The sequence below is a fragment of the Exiguobacterium sp. SL-10 genome (assembly GCF_004337025.1).
GTDB lineage: Bacteria > Bacillota > Bacilli > Exiguobacteriales > Exiguobacteriaceae > Exiguobacterium.
This window is the reverse complement of sequence record NZ_SJUP01000005.1, coordinates 57,704-74,665: the sequence shown is the minus strand read 5'-3', so window position 1 is coordinate 74,665 and position 16,962 is coordinate 57,704. Positions and strand designations below refer to the sequence as shown.

The following is a 16,962-nucleotide window of genomic DNA, read 5'->3' as shown; positions in this document are numbered from 1 at the left end:
GATTGAGAAGAGTAGCGTGAATAAGTCTCGTCAAGAGAGCCGGGGGTGGTGGGATCCTGGTCGAGACATTTACGTGAATGGGCTCATGAGAGCATGGCTGAAGCAAGTAGGCCATGACGGCTTCCTCCGTTATCGGGATACGATGTGATAGCATCGGAAAGTGGGATCGATTGATCCAACGAGAGGTGGCACCGCGGTCCATACCGTCCTCCATACGACAGACGTCGTATGGAGTTTTTTTATACCCAAAATGCTTGAGGAGGAACGGACATGTTAACACGACTATTGACGAACCCATTGACGACGACCGAGATGAAACAGGCAGCGGCCGAGCTGTTCCAAGCTGACGAAGCGCAAATCGCCGAGGTGTTACTCGCCATGAAAGCACGTGGCGAGACGGCAGAAGAGATGGCTGGCCTCGCAGACTATATCCGTGAGGCGGCGACGTTCCCCGAGACGATGCTCCCCGTGCTCGATGTATGTGGCACGGGCGGCGACGGGGCGAACACGTTCAATATCAGTTCGACGGTCGCATTCGTCTTGGCGGGGCTCGATATCCCGGTCGCCAAACATGGGAATCGCAGCGTGTCGAGCCGATCAGGCAGTGCCGACGTCCTCGAGTCATTGAATATCCCGATCGTCCAAAGTCATGAGGCGATGCTCGCCGACCTCGAGCGGACGAACTTGAGTTTCTTGTTCGCCCAACACATCCATCCGGTCATGAAGCACGTCATGCCGGTCCGGAAACGACTGGCGACGGCGACCATCTTCAATCAAATCGGTCCGTTGACGAACCCGCTCAAGCCGAAGCGCCAATTGATTGGCGTGTACCATCCATCGCTCATCGAGAAGATGGCGACGGCGATGCGTCATCTCGGCGTCGAGCGCGGCATGGTCGTCCATGGGGCAGGCGGGCTGGATGAAGCGAGTCTAGCTGGAAGAAACGACGTCTTGTTCTTCAACGGCGACAAAGTGGCCCGTTACACGGTCGACCCGCGCGACGTCGGATTGATGCGAGCTCCGCTCTCGGCCTTGCAAGGCGGGACACCGGCTGAAAATGCCGAGACGCTCCTTGCCGTCTTGAGCGGGGAGCCAGGACCGGCGCGAGATGTCGTCTTATTGAATGCCGCACTCGCCCTCTGTACGTACGGGTCGGTCCAGACGCTTCGCGAAGGCGTCGCCGTAGCAACGGCAAGCATCGATGAAGGGCACGCGATCCGCGTACTCAAACAATTACAACGAACGGAGGTTGGCGCATGAGTTACTTGACGAAAATCATCGGAACGAAAATCGAAGAGGTCAATCAAATGGGGGAAGTGGAGTTCGAGAAGACGGAACCGATTTCCTTACCTCGACTAATGAGTGAAGGATTTCATGTCATCGCGGAAATCAAGCGATCTTCCCCGTCAAAAGGCATGATTCGAGAGGAAGTGGACGTTGTGAGCCGAGCCCGCACGTATGAACGGGCGGGAGCGACGATGATTTCTGTCTTGACGGATGCGACCTATTTCAACGGTTCGTTCGACGACTTGCGTGATGTCGCGGCCGCTGTCGACATCCCGGTCCTCTGTAAAGATTTTATCATCGACGAACGACAGCTTGACCGGGCCAAAGCGGCCGGGGCAAGTGCGGCACTGTTAATCGTCGCGGCGCTTCATCCGAGCCGGCTCCACGCCTTGAAGACGTATGCCCGATCTATCGGTCTCGACGTTCTCGTCGAAGTGCACGATGAGACTGAGCTAATGACGGCACTCGAACTCGGCGATGTGTTAATTGGCATCAATAATCGTAATTTGAAGACGTTCGAGGTCTCGCTCGATACGTCGGTCGACTTGATGGCAAAGTATCCAGATGTCGCGTTCGTCAGCGAGAGCGGTGTCAGCACAGGCGAGGCGGCCTACCGTTTACGGACGGCCGGTGCCCGGGCGATTCTCGTCGGGGAGGCGCTCATGCGGCAGGACGACCCGACATCCTTGATCGAGGAGTTGACGTCATGTTCGTTAAAATATGTGGATTGACGACCGAAGCAAGTGTCGTCGCAGCGGTAGAAGCGGGAGCAGATGCCATCGGGTTCGTCTTCGCGAACAGTCCACGTCAAATCGATATCACGACGGCGAAGCGGCTTCGGGGGTTAATCCCAGAAGATGTCCGCGTCGTCGGCGTGTTTCTCGACCCGACAGTGAACGAAGTCGAGGCTACTATCGCCTGTAGATTGACTGACATTCAACTGCACCGTCGGACGCGGCCGCTTGAATCGTTCCGACAGTTCGGACTTCCGCTCATCGAGGCCGATCATGGGTCAGAGGCAGATATCATTTTACTCGATGCCCCGACACCAGGCAGTGGAAAGACGCTCGATTGGGAGACGCTCGAACGGCCGGAGCAGACGTTTTGGCTCGCCGGTGGATTGAACGTCGACAATGTCGGTGCGGCGATTCGCGCCATGCGACCGGACGGCGTCGATGTCTCGAGCGGTGTAGAGACGAACGGAAAAAAAGATCACGATAAGATTCGCGCGTTCATCCGACGCGCCAAGGAGGAAACATCATGTATACACAACCAGTGAACGGAAAGTTTGGCCCATACGGTGGAAAATATATCCCGGAGACGCTCATGCAAGCAGTCGAAGAGCTCGAAGTGGCGTACGAGGAAGCGAAACAAGATCCTGAGTTCCAGGAACGCTTCAACGATCTCCTCAGCGAGTATGTAGGGCGAGAAACACCACTCTATTATGCGGAGAACATGAGCCGTCGCCTCGGGACGAACGTCTATTTAAAACGAGAAGATTTGAACCATACCGGTGCTCATAAAATCAACAACACAATCGGGCAGGCGCTCCTCGCCAAACGAATGGGCAAACGAAAAGTCGTCGCCGAAACAGGGGCCGGACAACACGGGGTCGCTACGGCGACGGTATGTGCGCTCCTCAATCTCGAATGTACGATTTTCATGGGTGAGGTCGACGTCGAACGTCAAGAATTGAACGTGTTTCGAATGGAGTTACTCGGTGCGACCGTTGTTCCCGTTAAGTCGGGAAGTCGAACGTTAAAAGATGCCGTCAACGAGGCGCTCCGTTACTGGGTCAAACACGTCGATGACACACATTACGTGATGGGGTCGGTGCTTGGACCGCACCCGTTCCCGACGATGGTCCGCGATTTCCAAAGCGTCATCGGGACAGAGACGCGCCGCCAAGTCCTCGAGAAGACAGGGCGTCTGCCAGACGCGGTCGTCGCCTGTGTCGGCGGTGGGAGCAACGCGATGGGCATGTTCTATCCATTCTTGAATGACGAAACGGTCGCTTTATATGGTGTCGAGGCGGCAGGTAGTGGTGTCGATACGGACAAGCATGCGGCGACGCTCACGAAAGGTGAGGTCGGGGTGCTCCACGGGTCGCTCATGTACGTCTTGCAGGACGCGGCTGGCCAAATTCAAGAAGCACACTCCATCTCAGCCGGACTCGATTATCCGGGCGTCGGACCGGAGCACAGCTTCTTGAAAGATATCGAACGGGTCCGCTATGCGGCGGTCACGGACGAGGACGCCCTCGCGGCCTGCATGACGCTTAGCCGCCAAGAAGGAATTATCCCGGCCCTCGAGTCGTCCCACGCACTCGCTTATGCGGAGACACTCGCGGCAACGATGGATGAGGACGATGTGCTCGTCATCTGTCTGTCTGGACGCGGTGACAAGGATGTTCATACGATTCGAGAAAGGGTGACACAATAATGAGATTAGATGAAGCGATTCGACAGCGCAGCGAAGGGACGGCGTTCGTCCCATACATCATGGCTGGGGACGGAGGTCTCGACAGCTTGGTTCCGACGATCGAGCGGTTGGAAGCGATGGGGGCGACGGCGATTGAGCTTGGCATCCCGTTCTCTGATCCGGTGGCAGACGGTCCCATCATCGAAGCGGCCGGAATGCGTGCCCTCGAACAAGGTGTGACGTTGACGGACGTGTTGGACTGTTTAATAGAAGGAACGGGTCGTTTTTCAGTGCCGATTGTCCTCATGACGTACTTAAATCCGGTGTTCCGATTCGGGGTCGAGCGCTTCTTCGAACGAGCGGCAGCGTCTGGGGTCAGCGGCGTCATCATTCCCGATTTGCCGTTCGAAGAGAGTCTTGATTTATTTGCGGGCATCAATCGTCACGGGGTCGCGGTCGTACCTCTCGTCACGTTAACGAGTAGTCAGACCCGCATCGACACGATTTTAAATCAGGCGGAAGGATTCGTCTATGCGGTGACGCTCAAAGGGACGACCGGAAAGACGGATGTATTCCCTGATGAGTTGCTCGACCACTTACGTTCATTGACGGAACGGTCACCGGTACCGGTGCTCGCCGGTTTCGGTGTCCATCGCGCCGATCAAGTCAGCACACTCGGGATGGCCTGTGACGGTGTCGTCGTCGGCAGCTTCATCGTCGAGGCGCTCCACGCCGGACGTGAACAGGACGTGGCCGCGTTGATTGCATCGGCGCGGACGGTCAGCGTAAAAAAATAAGGGATCGTGCCTCGGCACGATCCCTTATTCATTCTTCCGAGAAACGATAATCATAATTCGACGCGTTCCAAACCATCTTCACCGAATTTTCGGTCGAGCTGATCGTGACGATACGTCGAGGCGAGGACGTATAATAAGTCGCCCGGCTCGATTTTCGTCTGTCCCGTCGGCGGGATGAGATAGTCTTGACGGACGATCGCATTCACGACCGTGTTCGGTGGCAACGTGATATCGGCGAGCGTCTTTCCAATCATCGAAGATTCCTCGGTCGCCACGTATGGAACGAGCTGATGTTGTGACTGTTTGCTCGACACGAGTGCGATCGTATACGGCGAGCGGATTTTATCAGGTCCGAGCAAATCGAGCTTCGCCGCGAGTGGCGTCAGTGTCGTCCCTTGAATCAAGGCGCTTGTTACGACGACAAAGAAGACGGCATTGAAGATAATCTGACTGTTATCGATTCCAGCGATGAGTGGGAACGTGGCGAGGACGATTGGGACGGCACCTTTCAGTCCGGCCCAAGAGATGAACAACTTCTCCTTGTTCGTGAATTCCATGGTGATCGTTGATAAATAAACGGCGATTGGCCGGGCAATAAACATCAAGATGAACGAAATCAACAAGCCTTTCCAAATGAGGTCAGGGTCAAGCAACTGTCTCGGGAAGACGAGAAGGCCGAGGATGACGAACATGATGATTTGCATGATCCAGGCGAGTGCCTCGGAAAATTGAACAATCGTTACTTCATGGGCTGTATGCGCATTCCCGACGATCATCGCGGCGAGGTAGACGGCGAGTAGGCCGCTGCCTGCAAAGTAGGCGGCGACACCATACGTCATAAAAGCCATCGAAATCATCAGGACGGCGTGCAGGCCACTCGATTCGAGTCGCAAGTGGTTGAGCATGAGACGGGATAAGTTGCCGAGCATGTAACCGACGAACGCTCCGACGATGATTTGTAGGACGAACATCCAAAGACCGTCCCAAATCGTCGTGTCGGGCTTCAACATGAAATCGAGGGCGAGAATCGTCAAAAACATCGCCATCGGGTCATTCGTGCCGGACTCGGCTTCGAGTGTCGCGCCAACTTTAGGCGAGATATTCTTTCCTTTGAAAGCGGCAAAGACGGCAGCTGCATCGGTTGAACCGATAATCGCGCCGAACAGGAAAGATTCAATCCAGTCGAAACCAAATACGAAACGAACGGCCACGGCGACGAGCCCGGTCGTCAACAAGACGCCGATGGTGGCGAGTGAAGCGGACGGGGCGAGGACGCTTCGGATCGACGACCATTTCGTCTGCAAGCCACCTTCGAACAAAATGACGACGAGTGCGGCGACCCCGATCATTTGGGCGAGATTGGTGTCATCGAAGAAAATCAAACCGGTGATATCGCTACCCATCAACATGCCGATCCCCATAAATAAAATCAAGGCAGGCAAGCCAAAACGAGTCGATACGCGTGTGGCCAACACCCCGGCGACAAGGAGCAGACCAAATAACAGAATCAAAATATCAGTACTCAAAATCGGTGCGGTCAAACACATCACTTCCTTCTTCACGTAACTATTCGCATGTATTATTAAGTTCATTATACCATGAAATGGTTATGAATTAAGAATCAACGCATCGTTAATTATGTACATTGGAATAATCGGATATGGATGTGGTAAAGTAGGGGAAATCAAAAGGGGGATTCACATGGCTAAAATTCACGTGCTCCATGAAAACAATGAGTGGACGGACCATCTCGTCCGACGACTCGAGGAATTGTCACTGCCTTATGAACTGTGGCATCTCGATCAAGGCATCATCGACATCGCGGCTGAACCGCCGGAAGGCGTCTTTTATAACCGGATGAGCGCTTCGTCGCATACGCGGGGACATCGATACGCGCCGGAGTTGACGGAAGGGGTGCTCGCTTGGCTCGAGGCGAACGGCCGGACCGTCTTCAACGGCACACGCGCGATTCGGCTCGAAGTGAGCAAAGTCAATCAGTATACGGCGCTCCGCCAAGAGGGAATTCCGGTACCGAAGACGATTGCAGCTGTCGGGAAAGCCCAAATTATCGAGGCGGCCGAGAAGCTCGGACTGACGCCATTCATCACGAAGCACAACCGGGCCGGCAAAGGGCTCGGGGTTCAGTTATTTCATTCCGTTGATGCATTGAAGGCATACGTGAACGGACCGACGTTCGAGGAGTCGATTGACGGGATTACGCTCATCCAACAATATATCGAGGCGCCGAAACCGTTCATCACACGCTGTGAGTTCATCGGTGGCAAGTTCGTTTACGCGGTGCGCGTCGATACGTCAGACGGCTTCGAACTCTGCCCGGCCGACGCTTGCTCGATTGAAGACCAGTTTTGCCCGGTCGGCGAGACACCGCCAGCGAAGTTCGAAATCATCGATGGCTTCAATGACCCGATTATCAAACAGTTGGAGACGTTCCTCCAAAAGAATGAGATTGCGGTTGCCGGAATTGAAATCATCGAAGACGAGGGTGGCAACGTCTACGCGTATGACGTCAATACGAACACGAACTATAATTCAGACGCCGAAGCGAAAGCAGGACAGTATGGCATGCTCGAGCTCGCGACATTCCTTGGTGACGCCTTAGCGGTCACTTCGAAATAAACGCAAAAAAAGAAGGGTCAGGCTTTTGCCTGACCCTTTCGCTGTGTATGTTGTAATTGTTGTTCAAATCGAAGTTGGACTAGTTCTGCCGTCGGTGCCATTCGTTCGATGAACGAATCTAAACGTTTCGCCGTGTCTCGATCTGATTCCTTGAACACGCGCATCGTTGTTCACCTCATTGATCATTGTAATGTTGCTTCTACAACAATGATTCCCGAGGGCATGAACGCGTAAACCTCGTTTACCCGAGGAATGTGGCAAGTTCTTCTTTAGGAAGGATGTTTCCGACATAAAAATCGCCGAACTCGCCATATTTGGCACTGACTTCGTCAAAGCGCATCTCATAGACGATCTTTTTGAATTGGAGCGAGTCTTCTGCGAACAACGTGACGCCCCATTCCCAACCGTCGAAACCGGTCGAGCCGCCGATGAACTGTTGGATTTTACCGGCATAGCTGCGGCCGATCATGCTGTGTCGATACATGAGCTCTTTACGCTCATCCATCGACAACGAGTACCAGTTGTCCCCATCGCGACGAGCCTTGCTCATCGGGTAGAAGCAAATGTGGGCTGCTTTCGGGAGTGTCGGATAGAGGCGGGCCCGGATGTGTGGATTCTCGTACGGGTCACCGTCCCCTGAACCGCGATACATGCCGAGTTCGATGACCGAGACATAGGAGTAACTCGGAATCATGTAATCGTATAATGTTGTCTTCCGAAGGGCGAGCTCGACTTGCTCGAGTTCTTTGAACGTCGGACGAAGGACCATCAAGACGACGTCTGCCTTTTGGCCAAGGATCGAGTAGAAAGCGTGACTCCCTTCACCGCGTGTCTCGACATCTTCAAGCGAGCCGAGGAAGGCGACGAACTCGTCAATCATCTCTTGACGGGCGATTGGATCGACTGTTTTTAAGCGAGTCCAATCGATAGAACGGAAATCATGGAGCGTATACCAACCGTCTAACGTGGCGGCTGCGTGTTGCGTATCGGTTGTCGGTGCTGGTGTTGGACGTTCTGACATTAAAAAAACTCCTTTCGAGACTAGGCTTCGCTGACTATTTTACCATACACGATTGACCGCCTGGCAAATTTGACGCCGTTGTGAGGCTAGTCACACTTCAAGGCGGGTAAAGAGGTAAAGAGCGAGTTTTATGAAAACGGCTTCACAATAGCCTGTATCAGTCGAAAACTGTAAACTGTTCTATCCATATAATGATTGATTTCAAGCGATTTATGACGAAATGGGCAGAATAGTTTATTTTAAAAAACGTACTGTGTATAATAAAACTCGCATATGGACGAGAGCGTCCGAGAGAGAAAAAATCCGATTTCTTCTAATCGAAAAGGAGTTCATTCACTATGAAACTATTTGACACGTTGAAACAAAAAGTCAGCCCGATTCGCCCGACCATCGTCTTCCCAGAAGGCGTTGACGAGCGCGTCCTCGGCGCAGCTATTCGTTTAAAGAATGACGGTATGGTCGAACCGATCGTCATCGGACCAAAAGCTGAACTCGAAGCGGTCGCAACGAAGCACGGCTTTGACATCTCAGGTTTGACGCAATACGACCCAGCGACGTACGAAGACATCGATACACTCGTCGAATCGTTCGTCGAGCGCCGTAAAGGCAAAGCGACACCGGAACAGGCACGTGAATTGTTGTCGTCAGACGTGAACTACTTCGGTACGATGCTCGTCCACACAGGGAAAGCGGAAGGTCTCGTCTCAGGCGCGATGCACGCGACAGCCGACACGGTTCGTCCGGCCCTTCAAATCATCAAGATGCAAACAGGCATCAAAAAGACGTCAGGCGTCTTCATCATGGTACGCGACGACGAGCAGTACGTCTTCTCAGACTGCGCGATCAACATCGCACCGGACGCGGCTGACCTCGCCGAGAACGCCTATTTGTCAGCGTTGACAGCGAAGACGTTCGGCATCGAGCCGCAAGTCGCGCTCCTCAGCTTCTCGACAAAAGGTTCAGCGAAGTCACCTGAGACAGAAAAAGTCATCGAAGCGACCCGTCTCGCCAAAGAGAAGGCACCCAACCTTCCAATCGACGGCGAACTTCAATTCGACGCGGCGTTCGTACCGAGTGTAGCGGCGAAGAAAGCACCAGGCTCTGAAGTGGCCGGGAATGCGAACGTCTTCGTCTTCCCAAGCCTCGAAGCCGGAAACATCGGCTACAAGATGGTTCAACGTTTCGGTGGATTCGAAGCAATCGGACCAATCTTGCAAGGGCTCAACAAGCCGGTCAACGACTTGTCGCGTGGCTGTAACGAAGAGGACGTCTATAAATTGACGCTCATCACAGCAGCGCAAGCGATTGACGAGCGCAACGAAGCGTAAGTCGCAAGCATCCTTCCTGAGCGGAGGATGCTTTTTTTATGGTCATTGTGACGATGATACGACGGTCAATTGGCGTTTGTTTGACACGAAACTGAGGTAAACTAGTAGGGGACAACACTTTTAAGGGGGAACCACCATGCAAAGTATCCATGCAACCGAATTACGTGAGAAACTTGAGAACGGCGAATCGCTCCATATCATCGACGTGCGCGAACAAGACGAGTACGACGCGGGCCACATTCCGCATGTGCCGCTCTATCCACTATCCGAATTCCCGGCGGTGGCAGACAAACTCGCGAAAGACAACGTTTATTATATTATCTGCCGTTCAGGCGGCCGCAGTCAGACGGCGGGTGACTATTTGGAGTCGGAAGGCCACAAGGTCGTCAACGTCGAGGGCGGCATGCTCGCGTGGGACGGCGATATCGAGGCGTGATGCTCGACAATCCATGGGTCGTCGTACCGCTGTTGATTGTGCTCTATTTGACCGTCTATACGTTCGTCAAACGAGTCGATGGCGACAAGTGGCGACTCGTCTGGGTGATCTGGATCATCGTCATCGTCATGTTGTTGACGATTCGACTCGTTCAAAGTCTATAGAAAAACGAGTGAAGCCCGGGTTGGGCCTCACTCGTTTTTTAGTTATCGCGCTTATCGAACGTAATTGACGCAATCGCGTCGTGCTGGTGAATCGATTCTTCGTTGCGACATTCGACGAAGAAGTTGACGACTTGTTTCATCTCGTATAAGTCAGCCGCGATCAAGCGGACCATATCTTCGACGAAACGCGGGTTCTCGTATGCGATTTCCGTCGCACGTTTCTCATCCGGACGTTTCAAGACCGGGTGAAGTGGTGCCGACGCGTTCGACTCAGCCGCATCGAGCAGTGCAAGTCTCCAGTCAAAGCCGTCAAGTGCTGTCTCGTCTAGACCTGCTTCGATTGTGATGTAGCCGCGTTGGTTATGGGCGCTGTACTCGCTGATTTCTTTTGAACATGGGCACAGTGTCGTCACGTTGATGATGAGACCGACTGTCACGCTCGCCATCCCCGTCTCGAGGTTGTACGTCACGTTGTGCATGACGTCAGCGTTCATAAGACCGCTTAGACCTGTGGCTGGTGCTTTCCGGCTGAAGAACCATGGGTAGCGGACCGTCAATTGACCTTCCGTTTGTTCCATGCGCTCGGCAAGTTCTTGAGCGAACTCGATGAGCGACTCGTTCGATAATGTCCAGCCTTGCGTATGATATGCGTCGAGCTGCTCCGTTAGACGCGACATGTTAATGCCTTTACGATCTTGGACGAGTGATGTCGTCAATTCAAACGTAGCGACCGTCGCTTGGATCCCGTCCGGTGTTTCGATGTTGACGGGATGTTTGACGTTCGAGATCCCGACACTGTCGAGTGCGAACAAGAAGTTCTTCGGTGTATTTTGAAGATCTACCATTTTATCTTTTTCTGTCGGTTTCGTGCCTTTGACCGGCGGGACCGAGCCGAATAGTTTATGTCGTTCTGCTTTAGTAGGTAAAGCGACATGGCTTGTAGACATAATCGGATTCTCCTTTTTAAGAGGGCTAATGACCGCCACTCGTTCTTGTTAGGATTTTATCACGAAATGGATGCAAACTGGGTATCATTTTGCTTCGCGAACATGCTGTGAACCTGTTTTGCGAAAAAAAACTTCAGATATTGAAGAAAAGAAGATTGATTTAATTTACGTACGGGAATAGAATGTTCCTGTGAACTTAAAAAATAGATCACTATTAAATATGAAGGAACACAAACAAAAGGGGATGTTTTAATGGATTGGCAGTTAATCCTGCAGTACGCCTGGATCATCGTCGTACTCGTCGGTCTTGAAGGGCTGCTTTCTGCAGACAACGCACTCGTCTTGGCCGTCATGGTCAAGCATTTGCCGCGGACAGAGCAGAAGAAGGCACTCTTTTACGGATTACTCGGAGCGTTCGTTTTCCGCTTCATCGCATTGTTCTTGATCTCGTTCTTGATTAACGTCTGGCAAGTCCAGGCGCTCGGTGCGCTTTACTTGATCGGAATGAGTGCACGGCACCTGTATATGACCTATAAGGCCCGTAAGATGGATCCGAAACAAGATCTCGCCGCTGAGGCGAAAGAAGAGACGGCCATCACGGAGAAGCCGGTCACGAAGAAAGAGTTCTGGTGGACGGTCGCGAAAGTCGAGTTCGCCGATATCGCCTTCGCGGTCGATTCGATTCTCGCAGCGGTCGCGCTCGCGGTCAGCTTGCCGCCACTCGGTCTCGGTGAGATCGGTGGAATTGACTCAGGTCAGTTCTTCGTCGTCTTGACAGGTGGACTCATCGGGGTCATCTTGATGCGTTTCGCCGCTCGCGTTTTCGTCAAGTTGTTGCATCAACGTCCGACACTTGAGACAGCCGCCTTTATCATCGTCGGTTGGGTCGGTGTGAAGTTGACGGTACTCGTTCTTGAGCATCCAGGCTTTAAAGAGTTGATTGCCGGCACACCGTTCGCGTTCATGGGTCTTCCAGACGGTTTTGTCCACTCGCTAGGTTGGACGTTATTCTTCTGGTCGGTCATGGTTGGGATTGCTTTATGGGGCTGGTTCTCGTCAAAACCGACAGCGGTCAAACATTAAAAAAATCCTGTCTCGCGCATAAGCGTGAGACAGGATTTTTTGGTTAGACAGTTACGTCTTGTTTTTCGTAAATCGGCACCCGTTTTTTTATTTGTTGGTTCTTTTCGAAAATCTTAAGCCAATAAAAAATAAAGCGGCTAACACTAACGAGATATTAGTTACTAAGATGATTTGTGGATTGTTAATTATCCTGCCGTTGAGAAAGTTGACAACCACAATTAGCAACAAAATTACCGAAAAAAAGTATTTTATAGCATTTTTCCCCATAAGAACACTTCCTTTTTTTGTTTTCTTATATTATTTTAAACATGCATGAAAATTAAAAACAAGGGGAGCAGTGAACATGTTTTTCAAAAAAACACTCGTTTCAACAATTGTTTTTGCGATGCTTGTTTTAGGTATTTCACCGCACGCATCACGAGCAGAAACAACTGAACCTGTAGATCAGCAGTCTGAGATTCTAAAAATGCTATCAGATGAAAATGATCCGCTTGTAAAACTATTAGATGAAATACCTATGGAGATTGCAGAACAGGGTCCTGCACGTTCAGTAGAGTGGCTTAATGAACACAATGCTGAATTGAAGGGTATTTTTATCGCCGACGGTGAGTTCGTTAAATTTATGCCAGTTCAAAAAGAGACACCATCAGTAAGAGCTATGGCGGTTTCGGGGGCATGTGTATGGGCAGTTACAAAAGCAATAGGTTTGAATTTCATACCTTGGGCTAAAATCTTAAAGGTTAAAACCGTCGCAAAGTCTTTTGGGGGTCTAGCGCAACTTACTAAGTTGGTATATACATCGTACAAACATCAAAGAAATCTCGGTTTAGGTCAAAAGAACGCAATTAAAAAGGCTGTCCGACTCGTTTTAGGTAAGAAAGGCTTCGGAGAAACTAAAATTGAAGCTGTATATCAATTTTTCGAAATGGATGCCGTTGTAGAAAAGTGTTTTTTGTGAGAATTTGTTTCTTAAAAACGTCTAAATTCACTAAAAGAATTGTGAATTTAGACGTTTTTTATCTTTTCTTCTTGGTTCTTTTCTTTTTTTTAGAATTTCGGAAAGAAAAAGACCTGAAATCGAAGTGAACTGTACACGGTACTAACTCATATCGGAAGTGAATTTGGGATGTCGAAAAAGATAGTTACGTCAAAGGAGATAAATCAGTTAAGCACAAATATGTACGTTAAATCCGAAAGACCATCGGCTACTATAATCTTCATGGTTATCAATGAAAATGAAAAGATGACCCCTGTAAAGGAATCATCTCTTTGGAGCAGTGTAAGTTTTTAAAAGCATCCTTTGCACATTGGACAATTGATTTCTGCGAGAGACCTATTTTTATGCCGTAACGTCTTGTTTCTCGTAAATCGGCACCCATCCTTCCGTCGTCACGAAAATCCGGACGGCGACGACTTTGCGGTCATCTTGGAGCGTGAAGTAGTGGCGCGTGTTCACCGGTACCGAGATGAGGTCACCCGGATTGAGCTCGATGTTGAAGTAACCGCGCTCGGCGTCGTCGATAGCGAAGATACCATGACCGCTGACGATGAAGCGGACCTCGTCATCCGTGTGATGGTGCTCTTTTTGGAAGTTGACGAGCAGTTCGTCCAAGTTCGGCGTCGCATCCGACAATGAAATGACGTCGGCCGTCTCGTAGCCGCGGCGCTCCGATACGTCGCGAATCTCATCGCGGAACGTCGACAAGATGGCTTGTTTGTCCTCGTCCGTCAACTGGTAGTTCTCTTGCAGGTTTTCTGGGAGCTTTGTGATATCCCACTGCTCGTACAAAATCCCGCGGGACTCTAAAAAGGCACTCACTTCAGTTTGATCGACGTAACGCTCTTCGGTTTGTTGGAAATAGACAGTTGCCATGGTTGGTTCCTCCTTATGAATGGACGCCTAGGGCGCGTAGTTTTAATGTATAGCTGAACAAAAATTCGTAAGCTTCTAAATAGCGTTTGGCCGCGGCCGGGGTCTTGCCCCATACCGTGATGCCATGATTGCGAATCAGGACAGCGCCGGCGCTTGTATTGACATGCGGCGCAAATGCGGCCGCGAGCGTCGGGATATCAGCGTGGTTCTCAATGATTGGGACGCGGACGACCGCGTCCTCGTCCCAGAAGTCAAGCGCCTTGATGATTTCTTGACCGGTGAAGACGACTTCGCCGGTAGCGGCATGGAGCTCGGAGATGACGTTATTGTCAATCGTATGGACATGGAGCGAACAGGCCGCCTCGGTGCGATTGAACACCTCGACGTGGAGCAGCGTCTCAGCGGATGGCCGACCGTTCTGTTCTCCAATCAAACGTCCGGCCGCATCGACATGAACGAAGTCGTCCGGTGTTCGTTTCCGTTTATCTCGTCCGCTCGCCGTGACGAGAAATTCGAGCGGATCGTCACTGACACGAATCGCCAAATTCCCACTCGTTCCGGGGAACCAGTCGCGGGCGGCGAGTTCGTCTTTAATGTCGGCAAGTTCGAGCCAACGTGTCGTGATGCTCATACGGCCACCTCCTGCAGATGATGAGTGATGTCGTCAAACGTCTCGAACGGGGCGTAAGCGATCCCTTCTGCCTCACAGAGTGTGATGAGTTGGCCCCGGGCGTAGACAAAGTCGGCACGCTTCGCGACCTCGAAGTCGGTCACCGAGTCACCAATCACGATCAAGCGGTCAGCGGGATTGACGATGCGACGGGCAATCGTCGGTTTGCAGCAGCCGCAATCGTTCGTACAGTGCTCGTCGCAAGCGTGCGGCCAAGCGACGGTGACCGTCTCAGCGGAGAAGTCGGCAACGTTACAGTAAATGTGTTCTGGGTCGACGTGACCGTCTAAGATCGGATGGACGAAAAAGTCCATCCCGCCGCTGACGACGTCAAACTTCCAGCCGTGTGCTTCCACTTGTGCGAGTAAGTCCGGAAATCCTTGACGCACGGTGATACGATTCAACAAATAGTCGCGATACGTCTCGGCGTCCGTACTCGGGAGCAATGCGAACATTTGCCCGACCCCGGAGCGAATCGACATCCGCTGCTCAAGGACCGCATCTTTCAACTCGACCCAATCGGGCGGGGCGAACGCCTTCATTAAGGCAATGATATTGTCTTCCGCTGTGATCGTCCCGTCGAAGTCGCAGAGAATATGGACCGTCATCGTTGTGCCCATGCCTTCAACGCGGTATCGAGTTCGTCCGACTGTCCCTCAGTTTGACCGAGGACGTGGTCGATTGCTTGCCGGAAAGCGCGAGCCCCGGCGGCTGCACCGTCCGGGTGACCGTGAATGCCACCGCCGGCGTTGATGACGACATTCGTTCCGAAATCACGGATGATGTCTTTGACGAGTCCCGGATGAATCCCGGCTGACGGGACCGGTAAAATCGGTTTCGACCAATGCGGTTCGGCGCTCTTGTCACGAATCGCGAACGCCTCGTCACGCGGTGTCGCGAGCGAGCCGTACGGAGACGGGAAGAGCGTCAAATCGGCACCGGCGAGGCGAGGGAGTTTACCGAGCAAGAGCGAATGACGGATTGAACCGGTCAAGGCGCCGGCAAAGGCCGGATGCGCCAAAATCGGCACGCGGATGTCTGGGTCGTTCGCGAGTTCGCGCAATGTGTCGAGACCGTACGTATAGACGTTGAACAGGAGTGCTGTCGCACCCGCCTCGATGAGTCGACGCGCCTGGTCACGCAGACCGAACACCGGGCCGCTCAACGTGATGGCGTAGAGGACACGCTTCCCGGTCGTCTCGAAGTGGGCTTGAATGACGTCCGCTCCAATCCGGGCCCGTTCGAGCGACGGGGTGAGCGGGTTGTCGTATAAAATCTCGTCGTCTTTGACGATATCAATCCCACCGGCGAATTGAACGCGGAGTTGCTGCTCGAGAAACGCGAGATCTCGCCCGATGACGCCTTTGAAGATGCTCATGACGAGCGGACGATCATGGACACCGAGTAACTCGCGAATCCCGTCGACACCGAATTTAGCGCCCTTGAAATCGGGAGCGAGCGTCTCGGGCAACGTCAAGTCGATTAACCGAATCGAATCGTCGAGGGACAGTTTCCCGAACGTCGTCGTCAAGATGGATGAGAAGTCAGGGCTGACATTATGTAACGGATAGCGGATCGTGAAGCGGCTCGTTGTGTCTGTATGAGATGTCGAGACGACCTCACCACGGTACGCCTGTAACTGCTCTTGCTCTAAGTGAGGCAGCTCCGTCCATGTGCCGACGGTCAGCTCGAGGGCGATTTTGTCAGCGACGGCCGCAACCGCGTCCGTTCGTTTGATTTCATATGTAGCAGTGATACTCAAAAAAGTTCCTCCTTCCAGGCAAACAAAAAATGACCCCATGCCGAGGCAAGAGGTCATCATAAAAAATGAACTCTTATCTCTCAGCTTTCGCTGCAAGAATTAGCACCGTGCCATCTCTGGTCGGTTGCTGCGACATCATCGGGCTCGTCCCTCCGTCTGCTCTTGATAAGAATGTGATTTGAAGTTGTGAAATTTAATTGAATTTTTGCACAGAATCGCCATGTCGTCAATTCCTTTTTTTCCAAAAAAAATATTTTGGGAAGTTGTTTCCATATATGCACAAAAAAAGACGGAGTTTTGTCGGGAAAATGACGTTGACAATCGTGACGTCGAGTCCGTAATATTCATCACATAAGTTCACCGAATCGAATAAACCACTCTTATCGCGAGTTGGCAGAGGGAATTGGCCCGATGACGCCGCAGCAACCGACCACTAGGCACGGTGCTACATCCACCAGACGAATGTCTGACAGATGAGAGGAACAACCAATTTGGCTGTGCCTCTTTCTCGCGGAGAAAGGGGCTTTTTTTGTGGG

At 52.2% G+C, this 16,962-nt stretch carries 19 protein-coding genes, 2 riboswitches and 1 other annotated feature (1 of these 22 running past the window's edge); of the genes, 11 read left to right on the top strand and 8 right to left on the bottom strand.

The genetic code is table 11. The annotated features are described in order from the left end of the window. Positions 1-214 (top strand) — a binding site (T-box leader); it begins 11 nt to the left of the window's first position. Positions 215-270: 56 nt separating this feature from the next. The 5 genes from trpD to trpA are packed head-to-tail and all read left to right on the top strand — an operon-like array spanning position 271 to position 4,505. Continuing rightward, positions 271-1,260 (top strand): anthranilate phosphoribosyltransferase, encoded by a 990-nt coding sequence (trpD, locus tag EVJ33_RS07460; protein WP_131435898.1) that lies wholly within the window; start codon positions 271-273, stop codon positions 1,258-1,260. After that, positions 1,257-2,018, top strand: coding sequence for an indole-3-glycerol phosphate synthase TrpC (trpC, locus tag EVJ33_RS07455; RefSeq protein WP_131435896.1), 762 nt, complete (start codon positions 1,257-1,259; stop codon positions 2,016-2,018). Before trpD ends, trpC begins: the two co-directional genes overlap by 4 nt. Continuing rightward, a complete protein-coding gene (locus EVJ33_RS07450) occupies positions 1,994-2,566 on the top strand; it encodes a phosphoribosylanthranilate isomerase (protein ID WP_131435894.1) in 573 nt (190 codons plus the stop codon). The genes trpC and EVJ33_RS07450 overlap by 25 nt, the downstream gene beginning before the upstream one ends. Continuing rightward, a complete protein-coding gene (gene trpB, locus EVJ33_RS07445) occupies positions 2,548-3,729 on the top strand; it encodes a tryptophan synthase subunit beta (RefSeq protein ID WP_131435892.1) in 1,182 nt (393 codons plus the stop codon). The genes EVJ33_RS07450 and trpB overlap by 19 nt, the downstream gene beginning before the upstream one ends. Next, a complete protein-coding gene (gene trpA, locus EVJ33_RS07440; protein WP_131435890.1) occupies positions 3,729-4,505 on the top strand; it encodes a tryptophan synthase subunit alpha in 777 nt (258 codons plus the stop codon). Before trpB ends, trpA begins: the two co-directional genes overlap by 1 nt. 50 nt (positions 4,506-4,555) lie before the next feature. On the opposite strand, the gene EVJ33_RS07435 is transcribed toward trpA, so the two are convergent. Continuing rightward, complete coding sequence (locus tag EVJ33_RS07435) at positions 4,556-6,052, bottom strand: potassium/proton antiporter (protein WP_131435888.1); 1,497 nt, start codon at positions 6,050-6,052, stop codon at positions 4,556-4,558. Between the two features lie 154 nt (positions 6,053-6,206). On the opposite strand from EVJ33_RS07435, the gene EVJ33_RS07430 reads away from it, so the two are divergent. Further along, positions 6,207-7,142: an ATP-grasp domain-containing protein gene (locus EVJ33_RS07430; RefSeq protein WP_131435887.1), complete on the top strand. Its 936-nt coding sequence runs from the start codon at positions 6,207-6,209 to the stop codon at positions 7,140-7,142. Positions 7,143-7,159: 17 nt separating this feature from the next. On the opposite strand, the gene EVJ33_RS15520 is transcribed toward EVJ33_RS07430, so the two are convergent. Both EVJ33_RS15520 and hemQ read right to left on the bottom strand, forming a co-directional pair. Further along, positions 7,160-7,306, bottom strand: coding sequence for a hypothetical protein (locus EVJ33_RS15520; RefSeq protein WP_021066006.1), 147 nt, complete (start codon positions 7,304-7,306; stop codon positions 7,160-7,162). 77 nt (positions 7,307-7,383) lie between these two features. Then, positions 7,384-8,163 (bottom strand): hydrogen peroxide-dependent heme synthase, encoded by a 780-nt coding sequence (hemQ, locus tag EVJ33_RS07425; protein ID WP_131435886.1) that lies wholly within the window; start codon positions 8,161-8,163, stop codon positions 7,384-7,386. Positions 8,164-8,501: 338 nt separating this feature from the next. On the opposite strand from hemQ, the gene pta reads away from it, so the two are divergent. The 3 genes from pta (at position 8,502) to EVJ33_RS07410 (ending at position 10,091) form a co-directional block, all read left to right on the top strand. Continuing rightward, positions 8,502-9,491 (top strand): phosphate acetyltransferase, encoded by a 990-nt coding sequence (gene pta / locus EVJ33_RS07420; RefSeq protein ID WP_131435884.1) that lies wholly within the window; start codon positions 8,502-8,504, stop codon positions 9,489-9,491. Between the two features lie 136 nt (positions 9,492-9,627). Further along, complete coding sequence (locus EVJ33_RS07415; protein WP_131435882.1) at positions 9,628-9,927, top strand: rhodanese-like domain-containing protein; 300 nt, start codon at positions 9,628-9,630, stop codon at positions 9,925-9,927. Next, positions 9,903-10,091: a hypothetical protein gene (locus tag EVJ33_RS07410; RefSeq protein ID WP_131435880.1), complete on the top strand. Its 189-nt coding sequence runs from the start codon at positions 9,903-9,905 to the stop codon at positions 10,089-10,091. Before EVJ33_RS07415 ends, EVJ33_RS07410 begins: the two co-directional genes overlap by 25 nt. Positions 10,092-10,129: 38 nt before the next feature. Here the strand turns inward: EVJ33_RS07410 and folE2 are convergent, their stop codons facing one another. Continuing rightward, on the bottom strand, positions 10,130-11,038 hold the full coding sequence (gene folE2 / locus EVJ33_RS07405) for a GTP cyclohydrolase FolE2 (protein WP_131435878.1): 909 nt from the start codon (positions 11,036-11,038) through the stop codon (positions 10,130-10,132). A gap of 252 nt (positions 11,039-11,290) precedes the next feature. On the opposite strand from folE2, the gene EVJ33_RS07400 reads away from it, so the two are divergent. Together EVJ33_RS07400 and EVJ33_RS07395 are read left to right on the top strand one after the other, a co-directional pair. Further along, complete coding sequence (locus EVJ33_RS07400) at positions 11,291-12,121, top strand: TerC family protein (RefSeq protein ID WP_131435876.1); 831 nt, start codon at positions 11,291-11,293, stop codon at positions 12,119-12,121. A gap of 343 nt (positions 12,122-12,464) precedes the next feature. Beyond that, positions 12,465-13,079: a hypothetical protein gene (locus EVJ33_RS07395; RefSeq protein ID WP_131435874.1), complete on the top strand. Its 615-nt coding sequence runs from the start codon at positions 12,465-12,467 to the stop codon at positions 13,077-13,079. A 381-nt stretch (positions 13,080-13,460) separates the two neighbouring features. Here EVJ33_RS07395 and EVJ33_RS07390 read toward each other — a convergent pair whose 3' ends face one another. The 4 genes from EVJ33_RS07390 to EVJ33_RS07375 are packed head-to-tail and all read right to left on the bottom strand — an operon-like array spanning position 13,461 to position 16,426. Further along, the gene (locus tag EVJ33_RS07390; protein ID WP_021066014.1) at positions 13,461-13,994 is read right to left on the bottom strand and encodes a 1,2-dihydroxy-3-keto-5-methylthiopentene dioxygenase; all 534 of its coding nucleotides are present in this window, start codon (positions 13,992-13,994) and stop codon (positions 13,461-13,463) included. A 13-nt stretch (positions 13,995-14,007) separates the two neighbouring features. Then, positions 14,008-14,625 carry a methylthioribulose 1-phosphate dehydratase gene (locus EVJ33_RS07385; RefSeq protein ID WP_131435872.1) on the bottom strand — a complete coding sequence of 206 codons (618 nt, stop codon included), beginning with the start codon at positions 14,623-14,625 and terminating at the stop codon, positions 14,008-14,010. Next, on the bottom strand, positions 14,622-15,272 hold the full coding sequence (locus EVJ33_RS07380) for a 2-hydroxy-3-keto-5-methylthiopentenyl-1-phosphate phosphatase (RefSeq protein WP_131435870.1): 651 nt from the start codon (positions 15,270-15,272) through the stop codon (positions 14,622-14,624). The genes EVJ33_RS07385 and EVJ33_RS07380 overlap by 4 nt, the downstream gene beginning before the upstream one ends. After that, positions 15,269-16,426 carry a 2,3-diketo-5-methylthiopentyl-1-phosphate enolase gene (locus EVJ33_RS07375; RefSeq protein ID WP_131435868.1) on the bottom strand — a complete coding sequence of 386 codons (1,158 nt, stop codon included), beginning with the start codon at positions 16,424-16,426 and terminating at the stop codon, positions 15,269-15,271. Before EVJ33_RS07375 ends, EVJ33_RS07380 begins: the two co-directional genes overlap by 4 nt. A 70-nt stretch (positions 16,427-16,496) precedes the next feature. Next, positions 16,497-16,598: riboswitch (SAM riboswitch) on the bottom strand. Between the two features lie 205 nt (positions 16,599-16,803). Further along, positions 16,804-16,906, top strand: a riboswitch (SAM riboswitch). Positions 16,907-16,962 lie beyond the last annotated feature (56 nt).

Coding starts and splice junctions, on each gene's coding strand:
- trpD (WP_131435898.1), top strand. CDS start 271: ATGTTAACACGACTATTGACGAACCCATTGACGACGACCGAGATGAAA.
- trpC (WP_131435896.1), top strand. CDS start 1,257: ATGAGTTACTTGACGAAAATCATCGGAACGAAAATCGAAGAGGTCAAT.
- EVJ33_RS07450 (WP_131435894.1), top strand. CDS start 1,994: ATGTTCGTTAAAATATGTGGATTGACGACCGAAGCAAGTGTCGTCGCA.
- trpB (WP_131435892.1), top strand. CDS start 2,548: ATGTATACACAACCAGTGAACGGAAAGTTTGGCCCATACGGTGGAAAA.
- trpA (WP_131435890.1), top strand. CDS start 3,729: ATGAGATTAGATGAAGCGATTCGACAGCGCAGCGAAGGGACGGCGTTC.
- EVJ33_RS07435 (WP_131435888.1), bottom strand. CDS start 6,052: ATGTGTTTGACCGCACCGATTTTGAGTACTGATATTTTGATTCTGTTA.
- EVJ33_RS07430 (WP_131435887.1), top strand. CDS start 6,207: ATGGCTAAAATTCACGTGCTCCATGAAAACAATGAGTGGACGGACCAT.
- EVJ33_RS15520 (WP_021066006.1), bottom strand. CDS start 7,306: ATGCGCGTGTTCAAGGAATCAGATCGAGACACGGCGAAACGTTTAGAT.
- hemQ (WP_131435886.1), bottom strand. CDS start 8,163: ATGTCAGAACGTCCAACACCAGCACCGACAACCGATACGCAACACGCA.
- pta (WP_131435884.1), top strand. CDS start 8,502: ATGAAACTATTTGACACGTTGAAACAAAAAGTCAGCCCGATTCGCCCG.
- EVJ33_RS07415 (WP_131435882.1), top strand. CDS start 9,628: ATGCAAAGTATCCATGCAACCGAATTACGTGAGAAACTTGAGAACGGC.
- folE2 (WP_131435878.1), bottom strand. CDS start 11,038: ATGTCTACAAGCCATGTCGCTTTACCTACTAAAGCAGAACGACATAAA.
- EVJ33_RS07400 (WP_131435876.1), top strand. CDS start 11,291: ATGGATTGGCAGTTAATCCTGCAGTACGCCTGGATCATCGTCGTACTC.
- EVJ33_RS07395 (WP_131435874.1), top strand. CDS start 12,465: ATGTTTTTCAAAAAAACACTCGTTTCAACAATTGTTTTTGCGATGCTT.
- EVJ33_RS07390 (WP_021066014.1), bottom strand. CDS start 13,994: ATGGCAACTGTCTATTTCCAACAAACCGAAGAGCGTTACGTCGATCAA.
- EVJ33_RS07385 (WP_131435872.1), bottom strand. CDS start 14,625: ATGAGCATCACGACACGTTGGCTCGAACTTGCCGACATTAAAGACGAA.
- EVJ33_RS07380 (WP_131435870.1), bottom strand. CDS start 15,272: ATGACGGTCCATATTCTCTGCGACTTCGACGGGACGATCACAGCGGAA.